Source organism: Vreelandella aquamarina, from assembly GCF_044805175.1.
GTDB lineage: Bacteria > Pseudomonadota > Gammaproteobacteria > Pseudomonadales > Halomonadaceae > Vreelandella > Vreelandella aquamarina_B.
This window is the reverse complement of record NZ_CP085232.1, coordinates 3,523,125-3,547,040: the sequence shown is the minus strand read 5'-3', so window position 1 is coordinate 3,547,040 and position 23,916 is coordinate 3,523,125. Positions and strand designations below refer to the sequence as shown.

The window sequence follows — 23,916 nt, the reverse complement described above, 5'->3', positions numbered from 1 at the left end:
ACCATGGAACTTATCTACGTTGCTGCCTCCATCATGATCGGCCTGGGCGCTTTGGGTACCGGTATCGGTTTCGCTATCCTCGGTGGCAAACTGATCGAGTCCACTGCACGTCAGCCTGAGCTGGGCGACCAACTGCAGACCAAAACCTTCCTGATGGCGGGTCTGCTGGACGCCGTTCCGATGATCGGTGTTGGTATCGCGATGTACCTGATCTTCGTTGTTGCCGGTTAATGATTGCATCGCCGAGCGGCTAATCCGCTCGGTTTTGTTTCACTCCGGTCGCCACGAACTTGTCAGAGGTACATCCCTGTGAATATCAACATGACGCTTATCGGGCAGACGATCGCCTTCGCGATCTTTGTCTGGTTTTGCATAAAGTATGTGTGGCCTCCGATCAGCAACGCGCTTCACGAGCGTCAGAAAAAGATTGCTGATGGCTTGGACGCAGCCAGCCGTGCGACTCGCGACCTTGAGCTAGCTCAAGAGCGTGCTGAGCAAACGCTGCGTGAAAGCAAGGAGCAGGCTTCTCAAATTCTCGAGCAAGCCAACAAGCGCTCTGCTCAAATGATCGAGGAAGCACGCGAACAGGCTCGTGCCGAAGGCGAACGCCTAAAGGCAAGTGCCCGTTCAGAGATTGAGCAAGAAGTGAATCGTGCAAAAGAAGAGCTTCGTGCCCAAGTTTCTCACCTCGCCATCCTTGGTGCTGAGCGTGTACTAGAGGCTTCGGTCGACGAGAAAGCACATCGCAAGTTACTTGATGAGCTTGCTGCTGAACTGTAAGGAGGTGACCCATGGCGGAATTACTTACCGTCGCTCGTCCTTACGCTAAGGCGGCGTTTGAATACGCGCGTGATCATGAGGCGCTTGATAGTTGGTCCCAGGCGCTGAGTTTTTTAAGCGCAGCGGTTGCTAACAGTGACTTTCGTCGCTTGCTGGGCAGTCCAAAACTTGAGAATGACAAAAAGGTCGCGCTGCTTTCCGATATGTTGCCGGAACAGCAGGGTGACGATCTGTCACGCTTTTTGGATACCTTAGCCGACCAGGGTCGCCTAACGGCACTGCCCTTCATCGCTGAACAGTTCGAGTACCTGCGTGCCGAGCATGAGCAGCGTGTTGAGGTAACCGTTACGTCCGCTTATGAGCTGGACGGCGAGCAGCAGACCAAGCTAGCAGGCGCGCTCAAGAAACGTTTGAATCGCGAAATCTCCATTACTACTCAGGTGGACAAGTCGCTGATTGGCGGTGTCATCCTTCGTGCCGGCGATACCGTCATTGACGGCTCGGTGCGTGGTCGATTGAACCGCCTTTCTGAAGCACTGACCGCTTGAGTCTGAGGGACATGGCATGCAGCAACTGAATCCTTCCGAGATCAGCGACATCATCAAGCAGCGAATCGAAAAGCTTGACGTCGCATCTGAAGCCCGTAATCAGGGCACCATCGTCAGTGTTTCCGACGGTATCGTGAAAATTCACGGCCTCGAAGACGCGATGTTTGGTGAAATGATTGAATTCCCCAACAGCATCTTCGGCATGGTACTGAACCTGGAGCGTGACTCCGTCGGTGCCGTTGTCCTGGGTGACTACCTGCAGCTTGAAGAAGGCATGACCGCCCAGTGTACCGGTCGCATTCTTGAAGTTCCGGTAGGCCCCGAGCTGATTGGTCGCGTTGTCGACGCGCTGGGTAACCCCATCGACGGCAAAGGCGATATCAACGCTAAGCTGACCGACGCGGTAGAAAAAGTAGCGCCCGGCGTTATTACTCGTCAGTCTGTTGATGAGCCGATCCAAACGGGTCTGAAATCCATCGATGCCATGGTGCCAATCGGTCGTGGTCAGCGTGAGCTGATTATCGGTGACCGTCAGATTGGTAAATCTGCCATTGCCATCGATGCGATCATCAACCAAAAAGGCAAAGGCGTTACCTGTGTCTACGTGGCAATCGGTCAGAAGCAGTCGACCATTGCTAACGTCGTTCGCAAGCTAGAAGAGCACGGCGCGATGGAACACACCATCGTTGTGGCTGCAGGCGCTGCCGATCCGGCACCTATGCAGTTCTTGGCCGCCTACTCTGGCTGCACCATGGGTGAGTACTTCCGCGACCGCGGTGAAGACGCACTGATCGTTTATGATGATCTCTCCAAGCAAGCCGTTGCTTACCGTCAGGTATCCCTGCTGCTGCGTCGTCCGCCGGGCCGTGAAGCCTACCCGGGTGACGTTTTCTATCTCCACTCGCGTCTGCTGGAGCGTGCTGCGCGCGTCAACGCCGACTACGTTGAGAAGTTCACCAACGGCGAAGTGAAGGGCAAAACCGGTTCTTTGACCGCACTACCGATCATTGAAACGCAAGGCGGTGACGTATCGGCGTTCGTTCCGACTAACGTTATCTCCATCACCGATGGTCAGATCTTCCTGGAAACCAACCTGTTTAACTCCGGTATCCGTCCGGCAATTAACGCAGGTCTCTCGGTTTCCCGTGTAGGTGGTGCCGCGCAGACCAAAATCATCAAGAAGCTGGGTGGCGGTGTACGTCTGGCCCTGGCTCAGTACCGCGAACTGGCGGCGTTCTCGCAGTTTGCCTCTGACCTTGATGAAGCCACGCGTAAGCAGCTTGAGCATGGCCAACGTGTTACCGAACTGATGAAGCAGAAGCAGTACTCGCCGATGTCAGTTGCAGAAATGGCGCTGTCTCTGTACGCCGCTAACGAAGGTCACCTGGATGACGTGAGCGTCGATAAGGTGCTGGACTTCGAACGTGCCCTGCACGATTACATGAAGTCTGAGCACAGCGAGCTGCTCGATAAGATCAACCAGACCGGCGACTACAACGGCGAGATTCAGGACGGCTTGAAGTCAGGTCTCGAGAAGTTCAAGGCGACTCAGAGCTGGTAATGTTCGGCCCGCCTGCGGGCGGGCTTGCATACTTTCTGAGAGCCACGAACGAAGGGTAGATCGCTATGGCAGCTGCAAAAGAGATACGCACCCAGATCGGGAGCATTAAAAATACGCAGAAGATCACCAGCGCCATGGAAATGGTGGCTGCATCGAAAATGCGTAAAGCGCAAGATCTGATGAAGGCTGGCCAGCCGTACGCCAAGCAGATTCGTAACGTGGTAGGCCACATTGCTGACGCAAACCCCGAGTATAAGCACGACTATATGGTCGAGCGTGAGGTGAAGCGCGTTGGTTACATCGTGGTGTCCACCGACCGTGGCCTGTGTGGCGGCTTAAACGTCAACCTGTTTAAGGCAGTGGTGAAAGATGCCGCTACCTGGAAGCAGCAAGGCGCTGAGCTAGACTTCTGCGCCCTCGGCTCTAAAGCTGGTGCTTTCTTCCGCAACTATGGCGGCAACTTGATTGCCGCAAAAAGCGGGTTAGGAGAGTCACCGACCGTTGAGGGTCTGATCGGTAGCATTAAGGTGATGCTTGAAGCGTACGATGAAGGACGCCTAGACCGCCTGTATGTGGTGTATAACGAGTTCGTTAACACCATGACTCAGCGGCCCGTTGTGCGTCAGCTTCTTCCTCTGTCGCCTGATATGGGCGCAGACGCTAAGCATGACGAAGAAAACGCCCGTCCCGGAAGCTGGGACTACCTGTATGAACCGGATGCCAAGGCGTTGCTAGACAGCCTGTTGGTTCGATTCATCGAATCGCAGGTGTATCAGGCGGTAGTCGAAAACGGTGCGTGTGAACAGGCCGCCCGAATGATCGCTATGAAGAGTGCCACTGATAACGCGGGCAACCTGATCGACGATCTGGAGATGGTTTACAACAAGGCCCGTCAGGCCGCCATCACCCAGGAAATTTCCGAGATCGTCGGCGGCGCCTCAGCCGTATAACGCCTAGGGAGCCTGCCATCGCTTAGGTGGCTCCCGGCAGACAGGTTTCATTTGCAGGTTTTTGAGAGGAACCAAGATGAGCGGACGTATCGTACAAATCATCGGCGCGGTGATTGACGTAGAGTTTCCGCGGGACTCTGTGCCCAAGGTCTACGACGCGCTGAAGGTCTCCAACGTTGAGACTATCCTCGAAGTCCAGCAGCAGCTGGGCGACGGCGTAGTACGCGCCATTGCCATGGGCTCCACTGAGGGCTTGAAGCGTGGCATGGACGTGACTAACACAGGTGCCGCGATTTCCGTACCGGTAGGTAAGGAAACGCTGGGTCGCATCATGAACGTGCTCGGCGAGCCGATCGATGAAGCAGGACCGATTGGCGAGCAAGAGCGTATGCCGATCCACCGCAAAGCACCGAGCTATGCTGACCAGGCAGCCTCTAACGAGCTGCTGGAAACCGGTATCAAGGTTATCGACCTGGTTTGCCCCTTTGCTAAGGGTGGTAAAGTTGGTCTATTCGGCGGTGCCGGTGTTGGTAAAACCGTTAACATGATGGAGCTTATCCGCAACATCGCCACCGAGCACAGCGGCTACTCAGTATTCGCGGGTGTTGGTGAGCGTACGCGTGAGGGTAACGACTTCTATCACGAAATGACCGAATCCAACGTTATCGATAAGGTAGCGCTGGTATATGGTCAGATGAACGAGCCGCCCGGCAACCGTCTACGCGTAGCGCTGACCGGCCTGACCATCGCTGAGAAATTCCGTGATGAAGGCCGCGACGTTCTGCTGTTCGTCGATAACATCTACCGTTACACCCTGGCCGGTACCGAAGTATCTGCTCTGTTGGGTCGTATGCCGTCTGCGGTAGGTTACCAGCCGACACTGGCCGAAGAGATGGGCGTTCTTCAGGAGCGTATCACCTCTACCAAAACGGGTTCTATCACCTCCGTACAGGCCGTTTACGTCCCTGCGGATGACTTGACCGACCCGTCGCCGGCGACCACCTTCTCTCACCTTGATGCGACCGTAGTACTGGCGCGTTCCATCGCTGAGCTAGGTATCTACCCCGCGATTGATCCGCTCGACTCCACTTCGCGTCAGCTGGACCCGCTGGTGGTAGGTGAAGAGCACTATGAAGTTGCGCGCGGCGTGCAGAACGTTCTGCAGCGTTACAAGGAACTGAAGGATATCATCGCAATTCTGGGTATGGATGAGCTGTCTGATGAAGATAAGCTGGCCGTTGCCCGTGCGCGTAAAATCCAACGCTTCCTGTCGCAGCCGTTCTTCGTGGCTGAGGTCTTTACAGGCTCGCCCGGTAAGTACGTGTCGCTGAAAGACACCATCCGCGGCTTCCAGGGCATCCTTGCTGGCGAGTACGACAACCTGCCGGAACAGGCCTTCTACATGGTCGGCTCCATCGACGAAGCTGTCGAGAAAGCCAACCAGATGAAGAAGTAATCCCGTCCATTAGGGGGATTCGCTATGGCGAATAGCTTCACTTGCAATATCGTCAGCGCTGAAGATTCCATCTTCTCAGGTACTGTCGAGATGGTGGTAGCTGCAGGGATTATGGGTGACCTCGGCATTTTGCCGGGGCACACCCCGCTGCTGACCGAGCTACAGCCAGGCCCGGTTCGCGTGATCCACGATGATGGCAAGGAAGAGAACTTCTTTGTCTCTGGCGGCTTCATGGAAGTCCAGCCTACCGTTGTCACGATTCTGGCCGACGCAGCGACTCGCGCCAGCGACCTCGATGAGGCCGCTGCAGAAGAAGCGCGTCAGCAAGCGCTGAAAGCCTTTAACGACAAGTCTGCGGAGCTGGATTATACCCGCGCCGCCGCTGAACTTGCCGAAGCCGTTGCTCAGCTGCGAACGATTCAGCAGCTGCGTAAAAAGGCGGGTAAAGGCTAACAACACGCTTCGCGTGAACAAAACGCCCCTTGAACCCGTAACAGGGTTCAGGGGGCGTTTTTTTATCCGATAGTAAAGAATAATGGTTAGCAGTATGGCGCTTGTCTGCACACAAGGAGCTGGCGATGGCACTACACGAAGAAGCCCTACAGGCCCTAAAAAACGAGCTTCTTGAGGAGCTTACCCAAGATTCGCCAAATAAGGCGCGGCTTGCTGAACGCCTAGCGGAGATCCGCTCGGCCGACATTGGTGAAGTGCTGGAAGAGCTGATTGAAGAGGATGAGCAGCTACATGCAGCGCTAATAGTACTGGATACACTGTCGGCAGAGCGGGCGGCCAACGTGCTGGGCTACCTGCCGGGAGAAAGCCAGCTTGAGGTGGTAGGAGAGCTCTCTGATACCCAAGTGCTCAAGCTCTTGGAGGAGATGGGCTCCGATGAGCGGGCGGACTTATTTAACCTGTTGGGGGAGGACCGTCGCGAAGCGCTGCTGCGCCGCATGGCGCACCAGGAGCGAGAAGATCTCAAACGCCTCGCCAGCTATGAAGAGGGTACCGCTGGCGCCATTATGACCTCTGACTATGTAGCCATAGCCAGTGGCATGACGGTGTCGCAAGCGATGATGCGGGTTCGACAAACCGCTCCAGATGCCGAAACCGTTTACCAGCTCTATATTTTAGATAGCGATGGGCAACTGATCGGTACCATGTCGTTACGGCAGCTAATGGTGGCCCGCCCAGGGGCAACGGTGGATGACATTATGATTAAAGATGTCATTAAAACCCCCGTGGATAAAGCCCAGGAAGAGGTGGCAAGGATTGTTGCCCGCTACGATTTGCTGGCCTTGCCCGTGATTGATGCCGAAGGCCGTATGGTGGGCATTGTGACCCACGACGATGCCATGGATGTCGCCGAGTCGGAAGCCACCGAAGATATCCACAAGGGGATGTCCATTGGGCAGCTAGAGGATGGCGTTAGCCGTGTACCGTTATGGAGCCTGTATCGCAAGCGAGTGTTCTGGCTGGTACTGCTGGTATTTGCCAACCTCTTTTCTGGAGCAGGCATTGCCTATTTCGAGGACACCATTGCCGCCCAGGTAGCGCTGGTGTTCTTTTTACCGCTGCTGATCGGGAGTGGTGGTAACGCAGGCGCTCAGGCGGCCACGCTGATGGTGCGCGGTATGGCTACCGGCGATGTGGGCGTCAAGGATTGGAGCAAGATGCTCGGGCGCGAGCTGCTAGTGGCAGGCTCATTAGGGCTAACCATGGCGGTTGCCGTGGCCCCGATTGGCATTTTCCGAGGCGGCGAAGCGGTGGCTATCATCGTCGCGTTAAGCATGGTGACGATTGTACTGTTTGGTAGCATGATCGGTATGTGCTTACCGTTCGTGCTGGAGCGTTTTAAGGTGGACCCCGCCACTGCCTCAGCGCCGCTAGTCACCACACTGATCGATGCCTCCGGGGTGTTGATCTACTTCAGCATCGCTACCGCCATACTGGCGGGTGTTTAGCGTAACCTAGCGCATGGCGCTGCTGGCGGCGCGGGTAATAAACAGCACTTCCACATGACCTAGCCACTCAATGTCACTCGCTAGCGCTTTTAGCTGGCTAGCCAAGCACTGAGGTGGCTGGTGGACGGCGTCGCTAATAATCAGCGATACCGATACCTTATCGTTTAGGTAGTGAAGCTGAAGGTCGCTCAAGGTGCGCCATACTGGATGTTTATACCAGCGTGCATCCAGCGCGGCTTCCACTTCCGGGCGTAGCGGCAAGCCGGGCAGGCGGCTGGGGTCGCCTTCCCCCGCATCATCTTCCGGGTCAATGTGGAAAATAACGTCGGTCAGAAGCGGAAACTCATGGCGCAGGCGGCGGCTGACTTCGTTGCCGATCTCATGGGCTTCCGAGACGGTGATCTTTGGCCCCACCACCACATGCAGGTCGACCATTACCCAACCGGCGGATTGGCGTGTACGCAGATCGTGTACGCTATCTACTCCAGGCACACTGCAGGCGACATCGTGCATCTGCTGCTGAATATTTTCCGGCAAAGCGGTGTCCACCAGCTCCCGGGCCGACTCCCACAGCAGATCCCAGCCCACTTTACCGACCAGCAGCCCTACGATGATAGCGGCCACGGCGTCTAGCCAGCCTAAGCCGAACTGTGCCCCAACCAACGCCACCAGCACGACCGCCGTTGAGAGTGCATCGCTGCGCGAGTGCCAGGCATTGGCCTCCAGCAGTTTGGACTTCACCCGTTTAGCCACTCGCATGGTATAGCGGAAAATCCACTCTTTGCTGAGTAGCGCGAGTACGGTGATACCAATGGCAAGGAAGCCGGGAGCATTGACCTCCGTACCGCTAAACAGGCGATCCAGGCTTGACCAGGCGATACCGCCGGCCACGAAGATCAGCACGCTGCCCAGCAGCAGCGTAGTGAGAGTTTCAATACGGCCATGGCCATAGTGGTGGTCGCTATCTGGCTCCTGGCGACCGTAGTGAATGGCTGCCAGTACGAAACCATCGGTCACAAGGTCCGAGAGCGAGTGAATGCCATCGGCAATCAGCGCTGCAGAGCCGACAAAAAAGCCGACGGCCACTTTAATAACGCTCAGCAAACCGTCTAGCCAAGCGCCAACATAGGTAACACGCTTGGCCTCTTGGCTATCTAGCTCGCGGTTGGGAACCACTGGCGTTTCTACGGTCTGAGTCATGGGTTACCCTGCGGACGCACACTTCCAATAGGCCTCTATTGTAGCTTACCGCTGGGTAAGCTCTATACCCCCTTGTGAATTCGCACACCTACCCGTGGGGACAGCGAATTAATGGATGTGTATCCTTAGCGCCACTTCTAAACGAGTGCGCATCATTTCATAACGAATATAGATAGGACGACTATGGATTGGCTCCAAGTGGTGGTATTAGCGGTGGTGCAAGGGCTTACTGAGTTTCTACCTATTTCTAGCTCTGCTCACTTGATATTGGTGCCGGTTCTGACCACCTGGGAAGATCAAGGGCTTGCTTTTGATGTGGCGCTTCATCTAGGCAGTTTAAGCGCCGTGGTGATCTATTTTCGCCAGGAAATATGGAAAATGATCGTCAGCAGCTTGACGGCGGTAAAAGGCAACGGCGTCGATGAAGACGCACGCCTGGCGTTTTGGGTCGCCGTGGCCACGCTGCCGGTGTGTATCGTCGGCTTCTTACTCCATGACGTTATTTCCGGCTATATGCGCTCCACGTTGATTATCGGTATCAGCTTAATTGGTTTTGGTTTTTTGCTGGGCTACGCCGACTGGAAAATGCGCGGTACCCGTAGCGAGTATCAGCTGACCCTCAAAGATGTGCTGATTATCGGCGGCGCCCAGGTGCTGGCGCTCATTCCCGGCACATCGCGTTCGGGCATCACCATGACCGCAGCGCTGATGGTTGGCATGAACCGCGAAGGGGCGGCACGCTTTTCGTTTTTACTCTCGATCCCGGTCATTGTGCTGGCGGGCGGGCTTGAAGTGGTGAATCTGCTCAAAGCGCCTCACTTAATTGACGTACCCGCTATGCTAGTAGGGGCGCTGCTGTCGGGAGTCAGCGCCTATTTATGTATTCACTACTTCCTGGTGGTGATTAAGAAGCTGGGGATGCAGCCATTTGTGGTGTACCGGGTACTGTTTGGTGCCTGGCTACTGTGGTTTTTTCACTTCTAACCCAGCGCGTTTTATTGAAGGAAATTGAATGAAGGGCTATCAAACCGCGCTAGGGCGTGTGGGCGTTGTGGCACTGGTCAGCGCTTTTCTGGTGGGCTGTTCAGAAAATGATCGGCCGCTGGAGTCACCAGTACGTTTTGAAGGCGGCATCTTCGGTACTTATTACCAAATTACCCTGGTGGATCCGCTAACCCAAGGCGAAGCCAATGCCTTGGAAGAGGGCATCCTGGCCGAGCTGGAAGACGTTGACCAGGCGATGTCGACCTACCGTGACGATTCAGAACTAGTCGCCTTTAACCAGGCACCGCTCAATGAGTGGCAGCCGCTTTCCAACGAGCTTCTTGAAATGCTAGCCGTTAGCCGCTCGGTGGCGGAAGCCAGCGATGGCGCGTTCGATATCACCATTGGCGACGTAGTGAATCTATGGAGCTTTGGCCCTGAAGCCCGGCCGGAAGAGGTGCCTAGCGATGCTGAGCTAAGCGAACGCATGGCCACCATTGGGTTTGATGCAGTCGAGGTAGATACCCAGCGTATGCAGGCGCGCCGCCTACGGGACGTTTTTGTCGACCTTTCTGGTGTTGCTAAGGGGCATGGCACCGACCGAGTAGCCGCCTATCTAGACCAGCAAGGCATCGACAACTATCTGGTCAATATCGGTGGCGGTTTAATTGCCCGTGGCTACCGCGATATTGAAGCGCAAACGCCCTGGCGCATTGGCATTGAAGTACCGCAAAGCGGGGCGCCGAAAGCGCAGCATGTGGTTGCCTTGGAAGGAATGTCGGTGGCTACCTCCGGCGACTACCGCAACTACTTCGAAGTCGATGGCGAGCGCTTCTCTCACCTGTTGGACCCGCGCACCGGGCGGCCCATTAAACACCAGCTCGCCTCGGTTTCTGTATTTCATCCCTCCAATGCCTGGGCAGATGCCTGGGCAACGGCGCTCACCGTGGTAGGTAGCGAAAAGGGTATGCAGCTTGCGGTAGAGAATAACCTCAATATTTTAATGTTAGTGAAGGATGGGGAGCGCTGGCGCAGCCTCGCCAGCCCGGCATTCGTCAACTATTTTGGTGAAGCGTTGGTGAATGAACTGGGTATAGAGCCGTGGGGTGGGCCCACTGCGAATCACCAAACGGAGACAGGTGAATAACATGCACGACCTCGATATCGTCATCCTTGCGGCAGGCAAGGGCACGCGGATGCGCTCACAGTTGCCGAAGGTGCTGCACACGCTGGCGGGCAAACCCATGGTGCAGCACGTGTTGGATACCGCCAGCGGTCTCAACCCTAGCCGTACCCATGTCGTGATTGGCCACGGCGCCGATCAACTGCGCGAAACCTTAGCGGAGTACAACGTCTCCTTTGCGTTGCAGGAAGAGCAGAAGGGCACCGGCCATGCGGTTGCCCAAGCGCAGCCCCACCTGGGCAGTGGCGTTGTGCTGGTACTGTATGGGGACGTACCGCTGATTCGCCGCGATACTCTGGCCAACCTGCTCTCCCAAGTCGATGAGCAGCATATGGGGCTACTGACCGTGACGCTCGACGACCCCAGTGGCTATGGGCGTATTGTGCGTGACAGCGATGGTCACGCCGTAGCGATTGTTGAGCAGAAAGATGCCAACGACGAGCAACGGGCGATCACCGAGTGCAATACCGGCATTATGGCGATGACCAGCGCCCAACTAAAGCGTTGGCTGCCCCAGCTATCGGCAGACAATGCCCAGGGCGAGTACTACCTGACCGACGTGATCGCCATGGCGGCCAGTGAAGGCATCAAGGTCGCCACGGCGCAGCCCCACAGCGCCACCGAGGTGGAAGGGGTCAATAACCGCTCGCAAATGGCCCGCTTGGAGCGTGCCTATCAGCAACAAATAGCCGAAACGCTAATGGCCCAAGGCGTCGCATTAGCAGACCCCGCACGGATTGACGTGCGCGGTAAACTGACCTGTGGCCATGATGTGTTCATTGATGTGGGCTGCGTATTTGAAGGTAACGTAGAACTGGGTGAGGGCGTGCGGGTTGGCCCCTACTGCGTGATTAAAAACAGCACCATTGGCGCCGAAAGCGAGATCCATAGCCATAGTGTCATCGACTCTACTGTAGCGGCAGGCCTCAACCAGGTTGGCCCTTATGCACGGCTTCGCCCCGGCACGCGTTTAGCCGTGAAAGCCAAAGTGGGCAACTTTGTCGAAACTAAAAATGCAGACGTTGGCGAAGGCAGCAAGATTAACCACTTAAGCTATGTGGGCGATGCCCGCCTTGGCCGTGATGTTAATGTCGGCGCAGGCACCATTACCTGCAATTACGACGGTGCTAATAAGCACCATACCGAGATTGGTGATAATGCCTTTATCGGTTCTAACACAGCGCTGGTAGCGCCTGTCTCGGTTGGCAAAGGTGCCACTGTCGGGGCTGGCTCAACGATTGCTAAAGACGTTACCGACTACGCCTTAGCCGTTTCCCGTAGCCGCCAGTTAGAAAAAGTGGATTGGCCACGCCCCAGTAAAGTTAAAAAGCCTAGTGCTAAGAATCATTAAAAAGCCGTATTCATCTATCCGTGCTGCCGTTTTAACGTTGCGCGGACTGGTTAAGTAGCTTGGAGAAAAAACTATGTGTGGCATCGTCGCGGCGGTTGCTCAGCGTAATGTGCAGGGAATTTTGCTGGAAGGGCTTAAGCGTTTGGAGTATCGCGGTTATGACTCCTCTGGCATGACGGTGCTTAACGAAGGGTCGCTCACGCGCCACCGTGCCTTGGGGAAAGTAGCAGCCTTGGAAGCGCAGCTAGATAGCGCGGCGCTGCCGGGCAGTTGCGGCATTGCCCATACCCGCTGGGCGACCCATGGCAAACCCTCCGAAGCTAACGCCCATCCACATCACAGCAGCGACAACGTTGCCGTGGTGCATAACGGCATTATCGAAAACTACGAGAAGATCAAAGAGACCCTACAAACCAATGGGCATACTTTTACCTCGGAAACCGATACCGAAGTAATTGCCCACTTACTGGCTGAAAAGCTGGCGGCTGGGCTAACGCTATTCGACGCCACCCAACAGATTGTCGGCGGTTTAGGCGGGGCCTATGCTCTGGGAGTGATGAGCGCCGCTGAGCCCGGCGTTGTGGTAGGTGCACGCCAAGGTAGCCCCTTGGTGGTCGGTGTGGGTATCGATGAGACATTCCTGGCCTCCGACCCGCTGGCGCTCTTGCAGGTAACCGACCGCTTTATCTACCTGGAAGAGGGGGATTTGGTCGAGCTGCGGGAGCATGGCGATATCCGCATTATCGACCGCGAAGGAAACAGAGTAGAGCGGCCCATCCATACCTTTGAACATGGCGATGGCGCGGCCAGTAAAGGCGAGTACCGCCACTACATGCTCAAAGAGATCTTTGAGCAGCCTAAGGTGATCGAGGCGGCACTAGAGGGGCGGCTTAGCGCCAGCAGCGTGTTGGTCGAGAGCTTTGGGCCGGATGCCCAGGCGCTGTTTCAGAAAACGCGCCAAGTACACATCATCGCCTGCGGCACCAGCTACCATGCAGGCTTGGTTGCCCGCTACTGGCTAGAGCGCTACGCCGGCGTACCGGTGCAGGTGGAAGTCGCCTCGGAGTACCGCTACCGACATCCGGTGGTACCGGAAGGCACGCTGTTTGTGACGCTCTCCCAGTCGGGGGAAACTGCCGACACCCTAGCGGCGCTACGCTTTGCAAAAACGCTGAACTATGTCGGTTCGCTGGCCATTTGCAACGTGCCCGGCAGCTCGCTAGTGCGTGAGTCGGATATGTCGCTGATGACCCGGGCAGGTCCCGAAATCGGCGTGGCCTCCACTAAAGCGTTTACCACCCAGCTCATTGCGCTAATGCTGCTGACGCTGGCCGTAGGCAAAGCAAAAGGGCAGGCCGACTATCCGGATATTGTCGCCGCGCTGCGTACGCTTCCCGGCGTGTGCCAACGGGTACTGGCGCTCGACAGCCAAATCGAAACGCTATCCCAGGCGTTTGCCGAAAAAAACCATGCGCTCTTTTTAGGACGCGGTGCCCACTATCCAATTGCCCTGGAAGGCGCGCTGAAGCTAAAGGAAATCTCCTATATCCACGCCGAGGCGTATCCGGCCGGAGAGCTAAAGCACGGCCCGCTGGCATTGGTGGATAGCGAGATGCCGGTTATTTCCGTTGCTCCGAATGATGACCTGCTGGAAAAACTGAAATCCAATCTCCAAGAAGTCCGCGCCCGTGGCGGTCAGCTGTTTGTGTTTGCTGACAGGGAAGTAGGCATCAGCCCCGAGGACGATATTCACGTATTGGAGCTTCCCCATGTGCACGAAGCGCTGGCCCCGCTGCTCTATACGCTGCCGCTGCAGCTGTTGAGCTACCATGTGGCGGTGTTAAAAGGCACCGATGTGGACCAGCCGCGTAACCTCGCTAAGAGCGTGACCGTCGAATAAACGACCTGTCACAATTAATTGCAGTTGTGGGATAAAAAGCGCTTTACAAGATGCGGCAAACGGCCGCATCTTATGCGCCATCGCTGCGTTGCAGCACATAGTTAGTGTGCTTATTATCGTGGCGGTACTCTCTAACCCTGCCAGGATCACGCTGCCATGAAACCACCTAACGTCCTTGCAACCCGGCATCCTACTTGCCGGGTTGCTTGGTTGTTGACCGCGCTCTGCCTATTCGCTTTTCCTTCGCTCTCCTATGCTGCTGCCGGCCCACTAGATCTCACTGCCTCGCTTACCGGTATTGCCTCTGTCACCATCTTCATTCTTGCCTATGCCCTGGTCATGAGTGAAGAAATTATCCACATGCGCAAATCAAAGCCCGTGCTAGTGGCCGCAGGCCTTATCTGGGCATTGGTGGCATGGGTTTATGTGCAGGCGGGTATGCCTCATGAGGCGGAAACGGCCTTTAAGGAAACCCTGCTGGAGTACGCCGAGCTTCTGCTCTTCCTGCTGGTGGCGATGACCTATATCAACGCCATGGAAGAGCGTCGGGTGTTTGATGCGCTGAGAGCGTGGCTAGTGCGTAAGGGGTTTAGCTACCGCAGCCTGTTCTGGATTACCGGATGTCTGGCGTTTGGCATCTCATCGATTGCCAACAATATGACGACGGCCATGCTGATGTGTGCGGTGGTGCTGAAAGTTGCCGAAGGCGATAACAAATTTATTAGCCTGTGCTGCGTTAACGTCGTGGTAGCGTCCAACGCCGGAGGCGCATTCAGCCCGTTTGGCGATATCACCACGCTGATGGTGTGGCAGGCAGGCCAGGTGCCCTTTGAAGGCTTCTTTGCGCTGTTGGTGCCCGCGATCGTGAATTTCATGGTGCCTGCGGTGATCATGAACTTCTTTATTATGAATCGTCAGCCTGCCGCGCTTACCGAGAATGTCTGGTTAAAGCGTGGTGCCAAACGCATCATCGTGCTGTTTTTAATCACCGTGGCGATCTCGGTGCTTTGCCACTCGATCCTCTACCTACCGCCCGCTATGGGCATGATGTTTGGCCTGGGCTTACTGCAGTTCTTCGGTTACTACCTGCGCCGCAGCCTGCCCCGCTCCCTGGAGCGCAAGCGTGAGCGCTACTCCCGCCGCGGTGATTGGCAAAAGCTGGAACAGCTTGGCAGCGTGGTGCCGTTCGATATTTTCAGCCGTATCGCCCGCTCCGAGTGGGATACCCTGCTGTTCTTCTACGGGGTCGTGATGTGTGTGGGCGGCCTTGGCTTTATGGGCTACCTGAGCCTGCTGTCTGAGACACTGTACGGCGGCTGGGACCCGGTATGGGCTAACGTCGTGCTAGGCCTGATTTCAGCGGTAGTAGACAACATTCCGGTGATGTTTGCAGTGCTCTCTATGGCGCCGGAAATGTCTGAAGGCAACTGGCTGCTGATTACGCTCACCGCTGGGGTGGGTGGTAGCCTGCTCTCTATGGGGTCGGCAGCGGGGGTGGCGCTGATGGGCCAAGCCCGTGGCATCTACACTTTTGCGGTTCACCTGCGCTGGGTGCCAGCCATTTTACTGGGCTATGTGGCCAGCATTGTGGCGCACCTGCTGATTAATGCGAGTATGTTCTAACCCGCCTTGGCAACGCTGCCTGCTTAGCTCTTATAGTCGCTAGGCAGGCAAACAAAACGCCCCTTATCGCAAAGATAAGGGGCGTTTTGGTTAGTCGTTTGGTTAGCCGGTGTGATACGGCCGCATCACTATCCAGGCCGTGGGTAGGCCTATAGGTCGTGGCCGGTAATCACTTGGCAAATATCCGCGAAGCTGCGTGCCATGGGCATAACGGTTGCTGGAAGTTCCCCTTTAAGCTGGCTGCCCAACACCGCTTGAATATCGGTGGCCGAGATAATGCCGCGAATGCTCAGTTCCTGGCTCGGCTTGCGCTCGGTAATTAGCAGGTGCTGCTCGGTAAAGCTTGCCATGGAGCGCACTAAGTCCTCAATGGTGAGCGATGCCAGCTGCTCCAGTGGCATGGCGCTGAGCTTCTCCCAGGGCGTCATGATCATGGCAGCAGTGACTTCCGAGCGCTCCAGGTTGCGCTGCTGCATGGCAAGGTTGATACGCCGGGTGCCAATCACCTCTTTGGCCGTGAGAACGCCAATGCAGTGGGAGTGTTTATCCATCACAAACAGCAGGCGGACGCCGCCATGACGCATTTTGAGATGGGCGTCGTCAATCGGGGTATCTCCGGCAATGGACTGCGGCATTACCTGGGTAAAATCGGTCAATACCGACATGGCCGGGCTGCTTGGGGTGAGCTGCTTAGGAGCCGGTGTGGTCAGCACGGGGGTAACGCCGAACGGTACAAGCGGTTTGTGGGAGTTTAGGGAAGCGTGCAGTGACTGGTTCATCGAGGGGCACCTCCGTGGTGGGAAGAAGTAGGTCGTATGTTGAGTGCCTACCTTGTCCCTTCACAGTTGCACGGAATTCTTACCACAATCTTAAGAATTCGATGGTATGACACTTTTTCTCACGCTTTTGTATGACGCTGGGTGAGAGCATCCTTTGCTATCACCGCCCTTACGCGCAGGCCACCGCTAGGCGCATCTTCCAGTTGTAGTAAGCCTTCATGGCGTTTCACTAAGCGCTCAACGATAGATAAGCCCAATCCTGCCCCGGCACCAGGGCCGGCACGCTGGAAGCGCTCTATCACCCGGCTGCGCTCCTGTTCGGGAATCCCTGGCCCCTGGTCATCCACCATTACCGTAATACTTTCAGGGTCGGTATTTAAGGTGATGGTAATGGTGCCCTGCTCGGGGGAGTGTTGAATGGCGTTGCCCACGAGGTTCTGCACCAGGGTTTCAATTGCGCCTGGCTCCTCCTCTATTTCCCAATTCGCTGCGTCATCGGCATCCAGCAGCAGCTGCTGTTGGCGCTCGGCGGCGAGGGGAGAAAGCTTGGCTAGGGTTTCACGGGTTTCAATGAGCACATTGGTGTGGCGAATATCAGGTAGCGGCTCCTCTTCGGGGTCGAGGCGCGCCAGCGTAAGCAACTGGGAAACAAGCCGAGTGGAGCGCGCTACGCCGTTGCGGAGGTGGTGCAGCGACTCTTCGCGATCCTCGGCATTATCGGCGGTGAGAGCATTCTGGGCGTGAAGGTCCAGCACCGCCAACGGCGTGCGCAGCTCGTGGGCAGCATCAGCGATAAAGCGTTTTTCGCGCACGCGCATTTGGCGCAGGCGCTCCAGTAGCCTGTTTAGCGCGCCGGCAATGGTGCCTAGTTCCTGGGGGAGCGGGTAGAGCGACAGCGGCTTTAGGTTATGCGGGTCGCGGCTGCGGATTTGTTCCGCCATGCGGGAAAGGGGTGCTAACCCCCAGCCGATGGACCACCATAGCAGCAGCGTTAAGAAGGGCAGGCCAATCAGGTCCGGCAGCAGGGTACGCAGTGCCACTGCGCTGATTAGCTCTCCGCGCACATCCTCCCGCTCGCTCACCACCACGCGTTTTATGCTCTCGGGTACTTCAAGCACATAGACCCGCCAAACGTGCCCATCCACGCCGAGGGTTGAGTAGCCTGCTGGCTGATGCACCAGCGGCGTGGTGGGGGCGCTGGCGGAGCGCAGCAGCAGACGGTCGCCTTCCCATAGCTGAAAGGCCAGCTTGCTTTCATAGCGGTGGCCTGCAAAGCGTTTATCCGACTGCTCGGCGCGCAGCAGCGCATTCTCCAGGCTGGTTAATAAAATATCGCGGTCATCATCGGGCAGCGGTGCCTGGAGCAATCCTTCCAACAGGCGCGCATTCTGCGCCAGGCTGGCATCGTACAGCTCTTCAATCTCGTGGGCCGCATAGCGGTAGCTGATAAACCCAATCACCAGCATACTGGTTCCGAAAACCAGCAGGGCAAGCCCCAGGGTGCGTTGGCGGATAGAGTTCATGCGCTCGCCTTATCGGGTTTATCCATCACGTAGCCGATGCCGCGCACGGTGCGAATAGCATCGGGAAAGAGTTTGCGCCGTAAGTGGTGGATATGTACTTCAATGGCGTTACTCTCCACATCCTCCTCCCAACCGTAAACCAGCCGCGTTAGGGTATCGCGGGTAAATACCCGGCCAGGGTGGCTCATAAACTCCTGCAGCAGCGTTAACTCACGGCGGGAGAGCGTCACGGATTCCCCCTGGAAACAAACGTGTAGGGTATGTGGGTCCAGAGTAATACCGCGGCAGGCGAGCAGGTTGCTAGTTTGGCCCTGGCTGCGGCGCAGCAGGGCGCGAAGGCGGGCTTTTAGCTCGGCTACCTCGAAGGGTTTTGTCAGGTAGTCGTCGGCGCCAGCGTCAAGCCCCGCGATGCGGTTATCCACCGCATCGCGGGCGGTGAGTACCAAAATGGGCACTTGGCTACCGTGGCGCCTTACTGCATTCAGTACTTCCATCCCATCTAAACGCGGTAAGCCTAAATCGAGAATCACCGCGTCAAACGGCTCGCCCTTGGTGAGCGCACTGAGCGCGGTTGCACCGTCGCTCAGATGATCCACGGTGTAGTGCTCAGGCTTTAAGGCTAGCCGAATACCCGAGGCCAAACTGGGGTCGTCCTCTACCAGCAAAATGCGCATAAGGTTCCTTGTTCTGTCTGTGCTGCGCTATTCCAGCTCAGCGAGTAGCTGGCGTATTTCACCACGACGGCCGCTGTCCGCCAGTTCGCGGCCTTGTCTAGGGGGTGCCAGTAGAGCGCTCTCTAACGCTTGGCGCGCTTCGGCATCACGACCCTGCTCGTGTAAATAGTCGCCCCAGAAGTAGAGACTGTCGATCCCTTCGGGGTTAATCGCCAGGGCGCGCTGCAAGTGCCACTCGGCTTTGTCCTCATCGCCAAAGCCAATGGGCCAGCCGGGTACTTGATAGTAGAGTGCTCCTAAGCTGGTATAAGCCGAGCCTTCCAGCGCCAACGGGTTGAGCTCCAACGCGGTTTCAAACTCCTTTTTAGCCTCTTTCACCAAGCCCAGCGCGCTTAGCCCACCGTTCACCCCCGCTTCCGTAGAGCGGATAATACCGGCCCAGATATGCAGTTCGGCGGCCTCAGGGTAGCGCTCAACCAGCTGCTCAGCGCGTTCGCCCAACTGGCCGAAGGCTTGGCCTTGCTGCTCTTGGGGCAGGGAGTATTTAATCTCCGCCCAGCGCTGCTGTAATTCAGTAAGAGACGCTGCCACCGATGGATGTTCGGGTTCACTGGCAACGCTGGGTAGGCTGAGTAGCCCAATGGCGCTGGCCATTAGCGTATGACGTAGGACTTTCATGTTAAACATAGCTGCTGAACGCTTCATGGGGTGGACTCCTTGGTAGTCACAAAACGACGAATCACAGGCAGTTGACGTAGCAGGGCGCGATCCACAGCGCCGGGCCACAACGTATTCAGCCGAGTGAAGAAGCGCTCCGGCCGGCCAATTTGCAGCTCCTCGCGCTGCCGCTCCACGGCGTTGATAATGGCCAGGGCAACAGCGCTGGGGGAGTCAACGGCGTTTCCCAGCGCGGCGTTAAGCGCATTGGTTTGCGGAGTGTTCATAGCGGTGCGGGTCGCCCGAGGGGCGATATACATGACTCTTACTCGGGTGTCCGCTAGTTCCCGACGCAGTGCCTGGCTAAACCCGCGTAGCGCGAATTTGGTGGCGCAGTAGGTCACCTGGCTTGGATACCCCAACTGCCCGAAGGTAGAGCCGATGGTGATAATGGTCGCCTGGGGGCAGGCCATCAGCTGTGGCAGCAGCGCTCGGGTAAGCTGCAGCGTCGCGGTCAGGTTAATGGCGACCAGCTGTTCAATCTCGCTGTCGCTGGCGGCATCGAATAAACCTTGTTGGTTACTGCCCGCTGCGTTAATCAGCATATTGCAGCCCGCCATATGGGCCGCGCTGATCAAACGATGGCGGTCATCGGCACGGGTTAAATCTGCGCTTACGGCGACGATATGCTGAGGAAAGCGCGCAGCTAGGGTAGTGAGCACCTCCTGGTTGCGCCCACTGATCAGCAGGTGCGCGCCGCGCTGGGCCAGGGCTTCGGCGAGGGCAGCACCAATGCCGCCGCTGGCGCCGGTAATCAGCACCCGCTGGCCTGCCCACCCGCCTGGGAGCGCCCGCTTGCTAGGCCAACGCATGGCTAAGTTCCTCCACCGCGCTGCCACCCGCACAGCGCGCTTCAATGCCTCTAAACATCGCGCCGTACAGGCGATAGAACATATTAGCGCTATCAATCACCACGGCGAGGTCTTCGTCGCCCAGTTGGTTGATCTGTTGCTCGAAAAAGGCCAGATGGCCAATATCCAGGCTGCCGTGGGAGGTGAGGTAGCGCACGGCACTATTGGGCAGTGAAAGGCTCGCCTGCAGCCGCTCGGCGGACTGGGTCGCCAGCGCCGTGCTGGTGCCTTCCAGTACCTGCACCATGCCGAAAAACGCCACCGGGTTGCCGTGCTCCACCGCATCACGAATCCAGGCCACCATCAGCCGAGTGGCGGGGTCGGGCGTGGCTGCCACTGCGGCATCCGCGTCACCGCCTGCGGCGCGAATATCGTCCAGAATCCACTGCTCGTGGCCGTGCTCCTCTTCGATGTACTCCACCAGCGCGGCACGTAGCCAGTTCAGCCGGTCCGGTAGCCGTGCCCCGCAGGCCATCATGAGTGGTACGGTAAAACGCACGTGGTGGTATGCCTGGCCGAGAAACGCAAGGTACTCCTCCAACGTAACATTGCCCGCCAGAGCGCGGTTGACGATAGGCGTGGCCAGTAGCCAGGTGCGTGCTTCCTGGGTAGCGTCTTGCAATTGTTGATAAGCGGTCATGGTGTTACTCCTGGTTGATCGAGTTGTGCTGAGTGGTTCGCTGCGGCGCAGAGCCAATCGCCATAGGCAGCTAAAAGCGTGTCGCGGCGCAGGCGGCCATTGGCCGTGAGCTGTTGGTTGTGGGGAGTGAAAGGGGCGGCGCGCTGCCACTCGTGCACCTGGGCGTAGTCGGGCAACGTGCGATTGACGGCATCAATAGCTGCGTTAATCTGGGTATCGATGATGTGAGCGGAAGCGGGAACGATCAGCGCGCGGTTGGCGGGCAGGGCCTCGCCGTAGACCATGGCCTGGGCAATGGCTGGCTGCATGCATAGCTCACCCTCTACCCACTGCGGGTTCACGTTTCGGCCATAGGCGGTAATAAACACCTCTCTCTGGCGGCCATTCAGGACGACTGCGTCGCCTTGCCAATGTCCGGTATCGACGGTGGCATACCACTCGCCGTTTGGAGCTTCGCCGAGATAGCCCAGCATCAGCGCGCCGCGCACGTGCAGCTGGCCGTTTTCATCCACCTGAACTTGCGCGTGTGGCAGCGGGCGACCCACGCCGCGGCTTGGCTCGCCGGGGCGGTTAAGGCACACCACCGAGGTGCACTCTGATAAGCCGTAGCCTTCATACACCGGCCAGCCGCTTTGCCGAGCGTGGGCGAGCAGGGTAGGCGCGACCGTTGCGCCACCCACCGCGACAAAGCGCAGGCTGCTAGGGGCAGAAGGGGTGTAGTGAACCAACGCCTGTAGCAGCTGTGGTACTAAAATCATGCTGTTGGGCTGATAGCGGTCAATCGCCTCAATAGCTTGGGGTGCGTGAAAGCCGCTGGCGCCCTGCCAGCCGAGTGCCGCCATGCTGGGCAGCACGCTACAGGCGCCTAACCACAGCGGTAGATACAGCCCACCGATGTTTTCCAACAGCGTGGAGAGCGGCAACAGGGCAAGGTGACGGCGTATATCGAGCGGTGCGACGACGGTGGCGAGGCTTTCGGTCACAGTCAGCAGCGCCCTATTATCCAAACACACGCCTTTGGGCGAGCCGCTGGTGCCGGAGGTAAAAGTGATGCGTGTGGTACCGGCATGTAACGCGGGCGGCTGTTCCACCCTGCGATGGGTGATGGCCATATCATCGGTGGGCTGAAAGCCGTAGGCTTCGCTGCCGCGGCCAATCCAGCTATCCAACCCCGCTTGCTGCACGATGTGGCGGCGCTGCTGGTCACTGAAAAACTCAGGAATAGGCACGGCCACGCAGGCTTCCATCATCAGCGCTAAGTCCCAGAGCGCCCACTCCAAACCGTTATCTAGCGCCAGCGCGACCCGCCGAGCGTGAGCGTTACGTAGCCGCTGGCGGCGCTGGGCAATTTGCCCAAGCAAGTCGGCATAAGAGAGGGAGCAGGTGCCATCAGTCAGCGCAATGTGCTGGGCAGCATTGGTGGCATAGCGCTCAATGCGTGCCAGTAAGGCATTAGGCTGAGCGGGCATGGAGCACCTCTGCGCTAACGAAGCTGGCAGGCGCAGACGAGGCCTGCAGGGTGCGCATGGCGCTGCGTAAGTCACCGGCCATCACCCATGGGCGATGCTCGTAATAGCGCCCCCACAGGGGCAGCTCATTCCCTATGCGAGTGGGGTCGGCAGGGGTGATCGGCTGCGGTTCAAGCCCTAAACGGCGCAGCCCATTGGCAACTTCCGGCGTGGCGGTAAACAGCAGCCAGGCGATGCCTTCGGTCGCCAGCTGGTGGGCTAAATGGATGAATAGCTGGCGCTGCAAGCCAGGGCGCAGGCTGGCTAAGTTGCCAATTTCAGCGATATCCTGGCGGCGAAGGGAGTGATGAAAGCGCTCGTTGATGACCTGTTCGGCCAGGGCATCCAAGTAGCGCTCTAAAAAGAGCGGCCCGCTGTCAGCAACGCGTAGCCCGACCGCCGCCTGAGGCTGCTCCGTCTGCCAAAGGCCAAATAAACGCGGTAGAAAGTGGTGAACCGTGGCGTTGTGCTGATGTGCGAAACGCGCCTGTATCAACTGCTGAAGCTGTGTCTTGTCATGCCAGCTGTAGGCTTCTTGCCAGCGCAAAGGCGTTAAGGGCAACGAACGTAGGTGAGCCATCGGGCGATCTCCATCGTGTTTCCCGACACTCTCGTTGACATTACTTAACGAAAACTTAAGCCGTTAAAAAAATCAGACCATCCATTAGGCAGAGGAAGCCACGGGAGCGTGCAGTGACAGCAGAATCGCAACGGAACCATCACATGATGCCCTGCCCCGCCAGCCGGCGGCGCGAGGCGCTGCTGCACTTGGCTGCGGTTCACGACCCTGCCCTGCAGCCAGCCCTGCAACATGCATTAACGGCGACCAAAGCGGCGCCAAGTGTTGATTGGCAGGGCCTGTGGGTGGCGATGGATGGTGACCAAATAGACGCGGCCGCCTGGGTGCAGCCGCTGGCGAACCATACGGCGCAGCTATGGCTGCCTAAGCGGAATAACCCCGTTGCTCGGCAACTGCTGTGTGCATTGCAGGCTTGGGTGAACGAGCAGCCAATAGTGCTTTGCCATGTGGCCCTGCCCGCGCCTTGGTCAGCTTGGGAGGAAACGTTGGTTAAGAGCGGTATGCGCGTATTGGCCACTCTGGAGCACCTTGTGTGGCCTTGCCAGGCAGTGCAAACACCGCAAACCTTGACGCTGCACCCTTTCAGGGAGTTAACGCTGGCCGAGCAGCAGGCGCTACTTGAGCGGGTGGGTGAAGACTCCCTGGATTGCCCAGCGCTTCGCCAAGTGCTACCCGTAGAGGCGCTGTTGGCGGGATTCTACGCCCAGGCCGCATCTGCCCAGGCGTCACGCCCCGCCCACTGGTATCGGCTTGAGTATCAAGGCGACACCGTTGGAGTGCTGCTACTCGCCACCACTACCCAGCGCTGGAGCCTACAGCTAATGGGGCTGGCACCTGAATGGCGGGGCCAGGGGCTGGGGCGAATAATGATTCAGCACGCTCAAGCGTTGGCGGCTCAGGCTGGGGCGCAGTGCCTCACCCTGACGGTGGATGTACAAAATACGCCCGCACAGCGGGTTTATTCCCAAGCGGGGCTGGTACGGGAAGGGCGGGAACGTTTGCTAGCATGGTGTTAACCACGGCGATGAACGGCGAAATACTCAGATAGCGCATGTCATGGGTTCAATTGCCGCGCTTAGTAGCATTTTCTTACTCTTTGCGTTCTCGGTATACTAACCCTACACGTATGTCTTGGCGTCTCGGTTGC

The 23,916-nt window shown here is 57.5% G+C and carries 23 protein-coding genes; 14 read left to right on the top strand and 9 right to left on the bottom strand.

The genetic code is table 11. From position 1 onward, the window contains the following. Nucleotides 1–3: 3 nt before the first annotated feature. The 8 genes from atpE to mgtE all read left to right on the top strand — a co-directional run bounded on the left by atpE (nt 4) and on the right by mgtE (nt 7,256). On the top strand, nt 4–231 hold the full coding sequence (gene atpE / locus LG300_RS16455) for a F0F1 ATP synthase subunit C (RefSeq protein WP_404376360.1): 228 nt from the start codon (nt 4–6) through the stop codon (nt 229–231). 78 nt (nt 232–309) lie between these two features. Further along, the gene (locus LG300_RS16450; RefSeq protein WP_404376359.1) at nt 310–780 is read left to right on the top strand and encodes a F0F1 ATP synthase subunit B; all 471 of its coding nucleotides are present in this window, start codon (nt 310–312) and stop codon (nt 778–780) included. 11 nt (nt 781–791) lie between these two features. Further along, nucleotides 792–1,328, top strand: a complete 537-nt coding sequence (locus tag LG300_RS16445) for a F0F1 ATP synthase subunit delta (protein ID WP_404376358.1) — start codon at nt 792–794, stop codon at nt 1,326–1,328. Between the two features lie 16 nt (nt 1,329–1,344). Continuing rightward, nucleotides 1,345–2,889, top strand: a complete 1,545-nt coding sequence (atpA, locus tag LG300_RS16440; protein WP_404376357.1) for a F0F1 ATP synthase subunit alpha — start codon at nt 1,345–1,347, stop codon at nt 2,887–2,889. Between the two features lie 65 nt (nt 2,890–2,954). After that, complete coding sequence (atpG, locus tag LG300_RS16435; protein ID WP_404376356.1) at nt 2,955–3,839, top strand: F0F1 ATP synthase subunit gamma; 885 nt, start codon at nt 2,955–2,957, stop codon at nt 3,837–3,839. A 76-nt stretch (nt 3,840–3,915) separates the two neighbouring features. Next, on the top strand, nt 3,916–5,295 hold the full coding sequence (gene atpD, locus LG300_RS16430) for a F0F1 ATP synthase subunit beta (RefSeq protein ID WP_404376355.1): 1,380 nt from the start codon (nt 3,916–3,918) through the stop codon (nt 5,293–5,295). A 24-nt stretch (nt 5,296–5,319) separates the two neighbouring features. Further along, nucleotides 5,320–5,748 (top strand): F0F1 ATP synthase subunit epsilon, encoded by a 429-nt coding sequence (locus tag LG300_RS16425; RefSeq protein ID WP_404376354.1) that lies wholly within the window; start codon nt 5,320–5,322, stop codon nt 5,746–5,748. Nucleotides 5,749–5,873: 125 nt separating this feature from the next. Further along, complete coding sequence (gene mgtE, locus LG300_RS16420) at nt 5,874–7,256, top strand: magnesium transporter (protein ID WP_404376353.1); 1,383 nt, start codon at nt 5,874–5,876, stop codon at nt 7,254–7,256. A gap of 6 nt (nt 7,257–7,262) precedes the next feature. Here mgtE and LG300_RS16415 read toward each other — a convergent pair whose 3' ends face one another. Next, complete coding sequence (locus LG300_RS16415) at nt 7,263–8,456, bottom strand: cation diffusion facilitator family transporter (protein WP_404376352.1); 1,194 nt, start codon at nt 8,454–8,456, stop codon at nt 7,263–7,265. A 183-nt stretch (nt 8,457–8,639) separates the two neighbouring features. Between LG300_RS16415 and LG300_RS16410 the strand changes: the two genes are divergently transcribed. The 5 genes from LG300_RS16410 to nhaD all read left to right on the top strand — a co-directional run bounded on the left by LG300_RS16410 (nt 8,640) and on the right by nhaD (nt 15,497). Further along, nucleotides 8,640–9,440 carry an undecaprenyl-diphosphate phosphatase gene (locus LG300_RS16410; RefSeq protein WP_404376351.1) on the top strand — a complete coding sequence of 267 codons (801 nt, stop codon included), beginning with the start codon at nt 8,640–8,642 and terminating at the stop codon, nt 9,438–9,440. Nucleotides 9,441–9,468: 28 nt separating this feature from the next. Further along, complete coding sequence (locus LG300_RS16405) at nt 9,469–10,587, top strand: FAD:protein FMN transferase (RefSeq protein ID WP_404376350.1); 1,119 nt, start codon at nt 9,469–9,471, stop codon at nt 10,585–10,587. A gap of 1 nt (nt 10,588) precedes the next feature. Beyond that, entirely contained in the window at nt 10,589–11,974 is a 1,386-nt protein-coding gene (gene glmU / locus LG300_RS16400) for a bifunctional UDP-N-acetylglucosamine diphosphorylase/glucosamine-1-phosphate N-acetyltransferase GlmU (RefSeq protein ID WP_404376349.1), read from the top strand. 73 nt (nt 11,975–12,047) lie between these two features. Beyond that, nucleotides 12,048–13,874, top strand: coding sequence for a glutamine--fructose-6-phosphate transaminase (isomerizing) (glmS, locus tag LG300_RS16395; protein WP_404376348.1), 1,827 nt, complete (start codon nt 12,048–12,050; stop codon nt 13,872–13,874). A gap of 156 nt (nt 13,875–14,030) precedes the next feature. Next, the gene (gene nhaD / locus LG300_RS16390) at nt 14,031–15,497 is read left to right on the top strand and encodes a sodium:proton antiporter NhaD (RefSeq protein WP_404376347.1); all 1,467 of its coding nucleotides are present in this window, start codon (nt 14,031–14,033) and stop codon (nt 15,495–15,497) included. 149 nt (nt 15,498–15,646) lie between these two features. Here the strand turns inward: nhaD and LG300_RS16385 are convergent, their stop codons facing one another. The 8 genes from LG300_RS16385 to LG300_RS16350 form a co-directional block, all read right to left on the bottom strand. After that, nucleotides 15,647–16,276: a CBS domain-containing protein gene (locus LG300_RS16385; protein ID WP_404376346.1), complete on the bottom strand. Its 630-nt coding sequence runs from the start codon at nt 16,274–16,276 to the stop codon at nt 15,647–15,649. A gap of 119 nt (nt 16,277–16,395) precedes the next feature. Then, nucleotides 16,396–17,799 (bottom strand): ATP-binding protein, encoded by a 1,404-nt coding sequence (locus LG300_RS16380; protein ID WP_404376345.1) that lies wholly within the window; start codon nt 17,797–17,799, stop codon nt 16,396–16,398. Then, on the bottom strand, nt 17,796–18,473 hold the full coding sequence (locus LG300_RS16375) for a response regulator (protein ID WP_404376344.1): 678 nt from the start codon (nt 18,471–18,473) through the stop codon (nt 17,796–17,798). The genes LG300_RS16380 and LG300_RS16375 overlap by 4 nt, the downstream gene beginning before the upstream one ends. A gap of 27 nt (nt 18,474–18,500) precedes the next feature. After that, a complete protein-coding gene (locus LG300_RS16370; protein WP_404376342.1) occupies nt 18,501–19,178 on the bottom strand; it encodes a hypothetical protein in 678 nt (225 codons plus the stop codon). Next, the gene (locus LG300_RS16365; protein WP_404376341.1) at nt 19,175–20,002 is read right to left on the bottom strand and encodes an SDR family oxidoreductase; all 828 of its coding nucleotides are present in this window, start codon (nt 20,000–20,002) and stop codon (nt 19,175–19,177) included. Before LG300_RS16365 ends, LG300_RS16370 begins: the two co-directional genes overlap by 4 nt. Further along, entirely contained in the window at nt 19,989–20,681 is a 693-nt protein-coding gene (locus LG300_RS16360; protein ID WP_404376340.1) for a TenA family transcriptional regulator, read from the bottom strand. Before LG300_RS16360 ends, LG300_RS16365 begins: the two co-directional genes overlap by 14 nt. Continuing rightward, entirely contained in the window at nt 20,678–22,150 is a 1,473-nt protein-coding gene (locus tag LG300_RS16355; RefSeq protein ID WP_404376339.1) for an AMP-binding protein, read from the bottom strand. The genes LG300_RS16360 and LG300_RS16355 overlap by 4 nt, the downstream gene beginning before the upstream one ends. Further along, the gene (locus tag LG300_RS16350; RefSeq protein ID WP_404376338.1) at nt 22,134–22,769 is read right to left on the bottom strand and encodes a thermostable hemolysin; all 636 of its coding nucleotides are present in this window, start codon (nt 22,767–22,769) and stop codon (nt 22,134–22,136) included. The genes LG300_RS16355 and LG300_RS16350 overlap by 17 nt, the downstream gene beginning before the upstream one ends. A gap of 143 nt (nt 22,770–22,912) precedes the next feature. Here LG300_RS16350 and LG300_RS16345 point away from each other — a divergent pair, with 143 nt between their 5' ends. Continuing rightward, a complete protein-coding gene (locus LG300_RS16345) occupies nt 22,913–23,785 on the top strand; it encodes a GNAT family N-acetyltransferase (protein WP_404376337.1) in 873 nt (290 codons plus the stop codon). Nucleotides 23,786–23,916 lie beyond the last annotated feature (131 nt).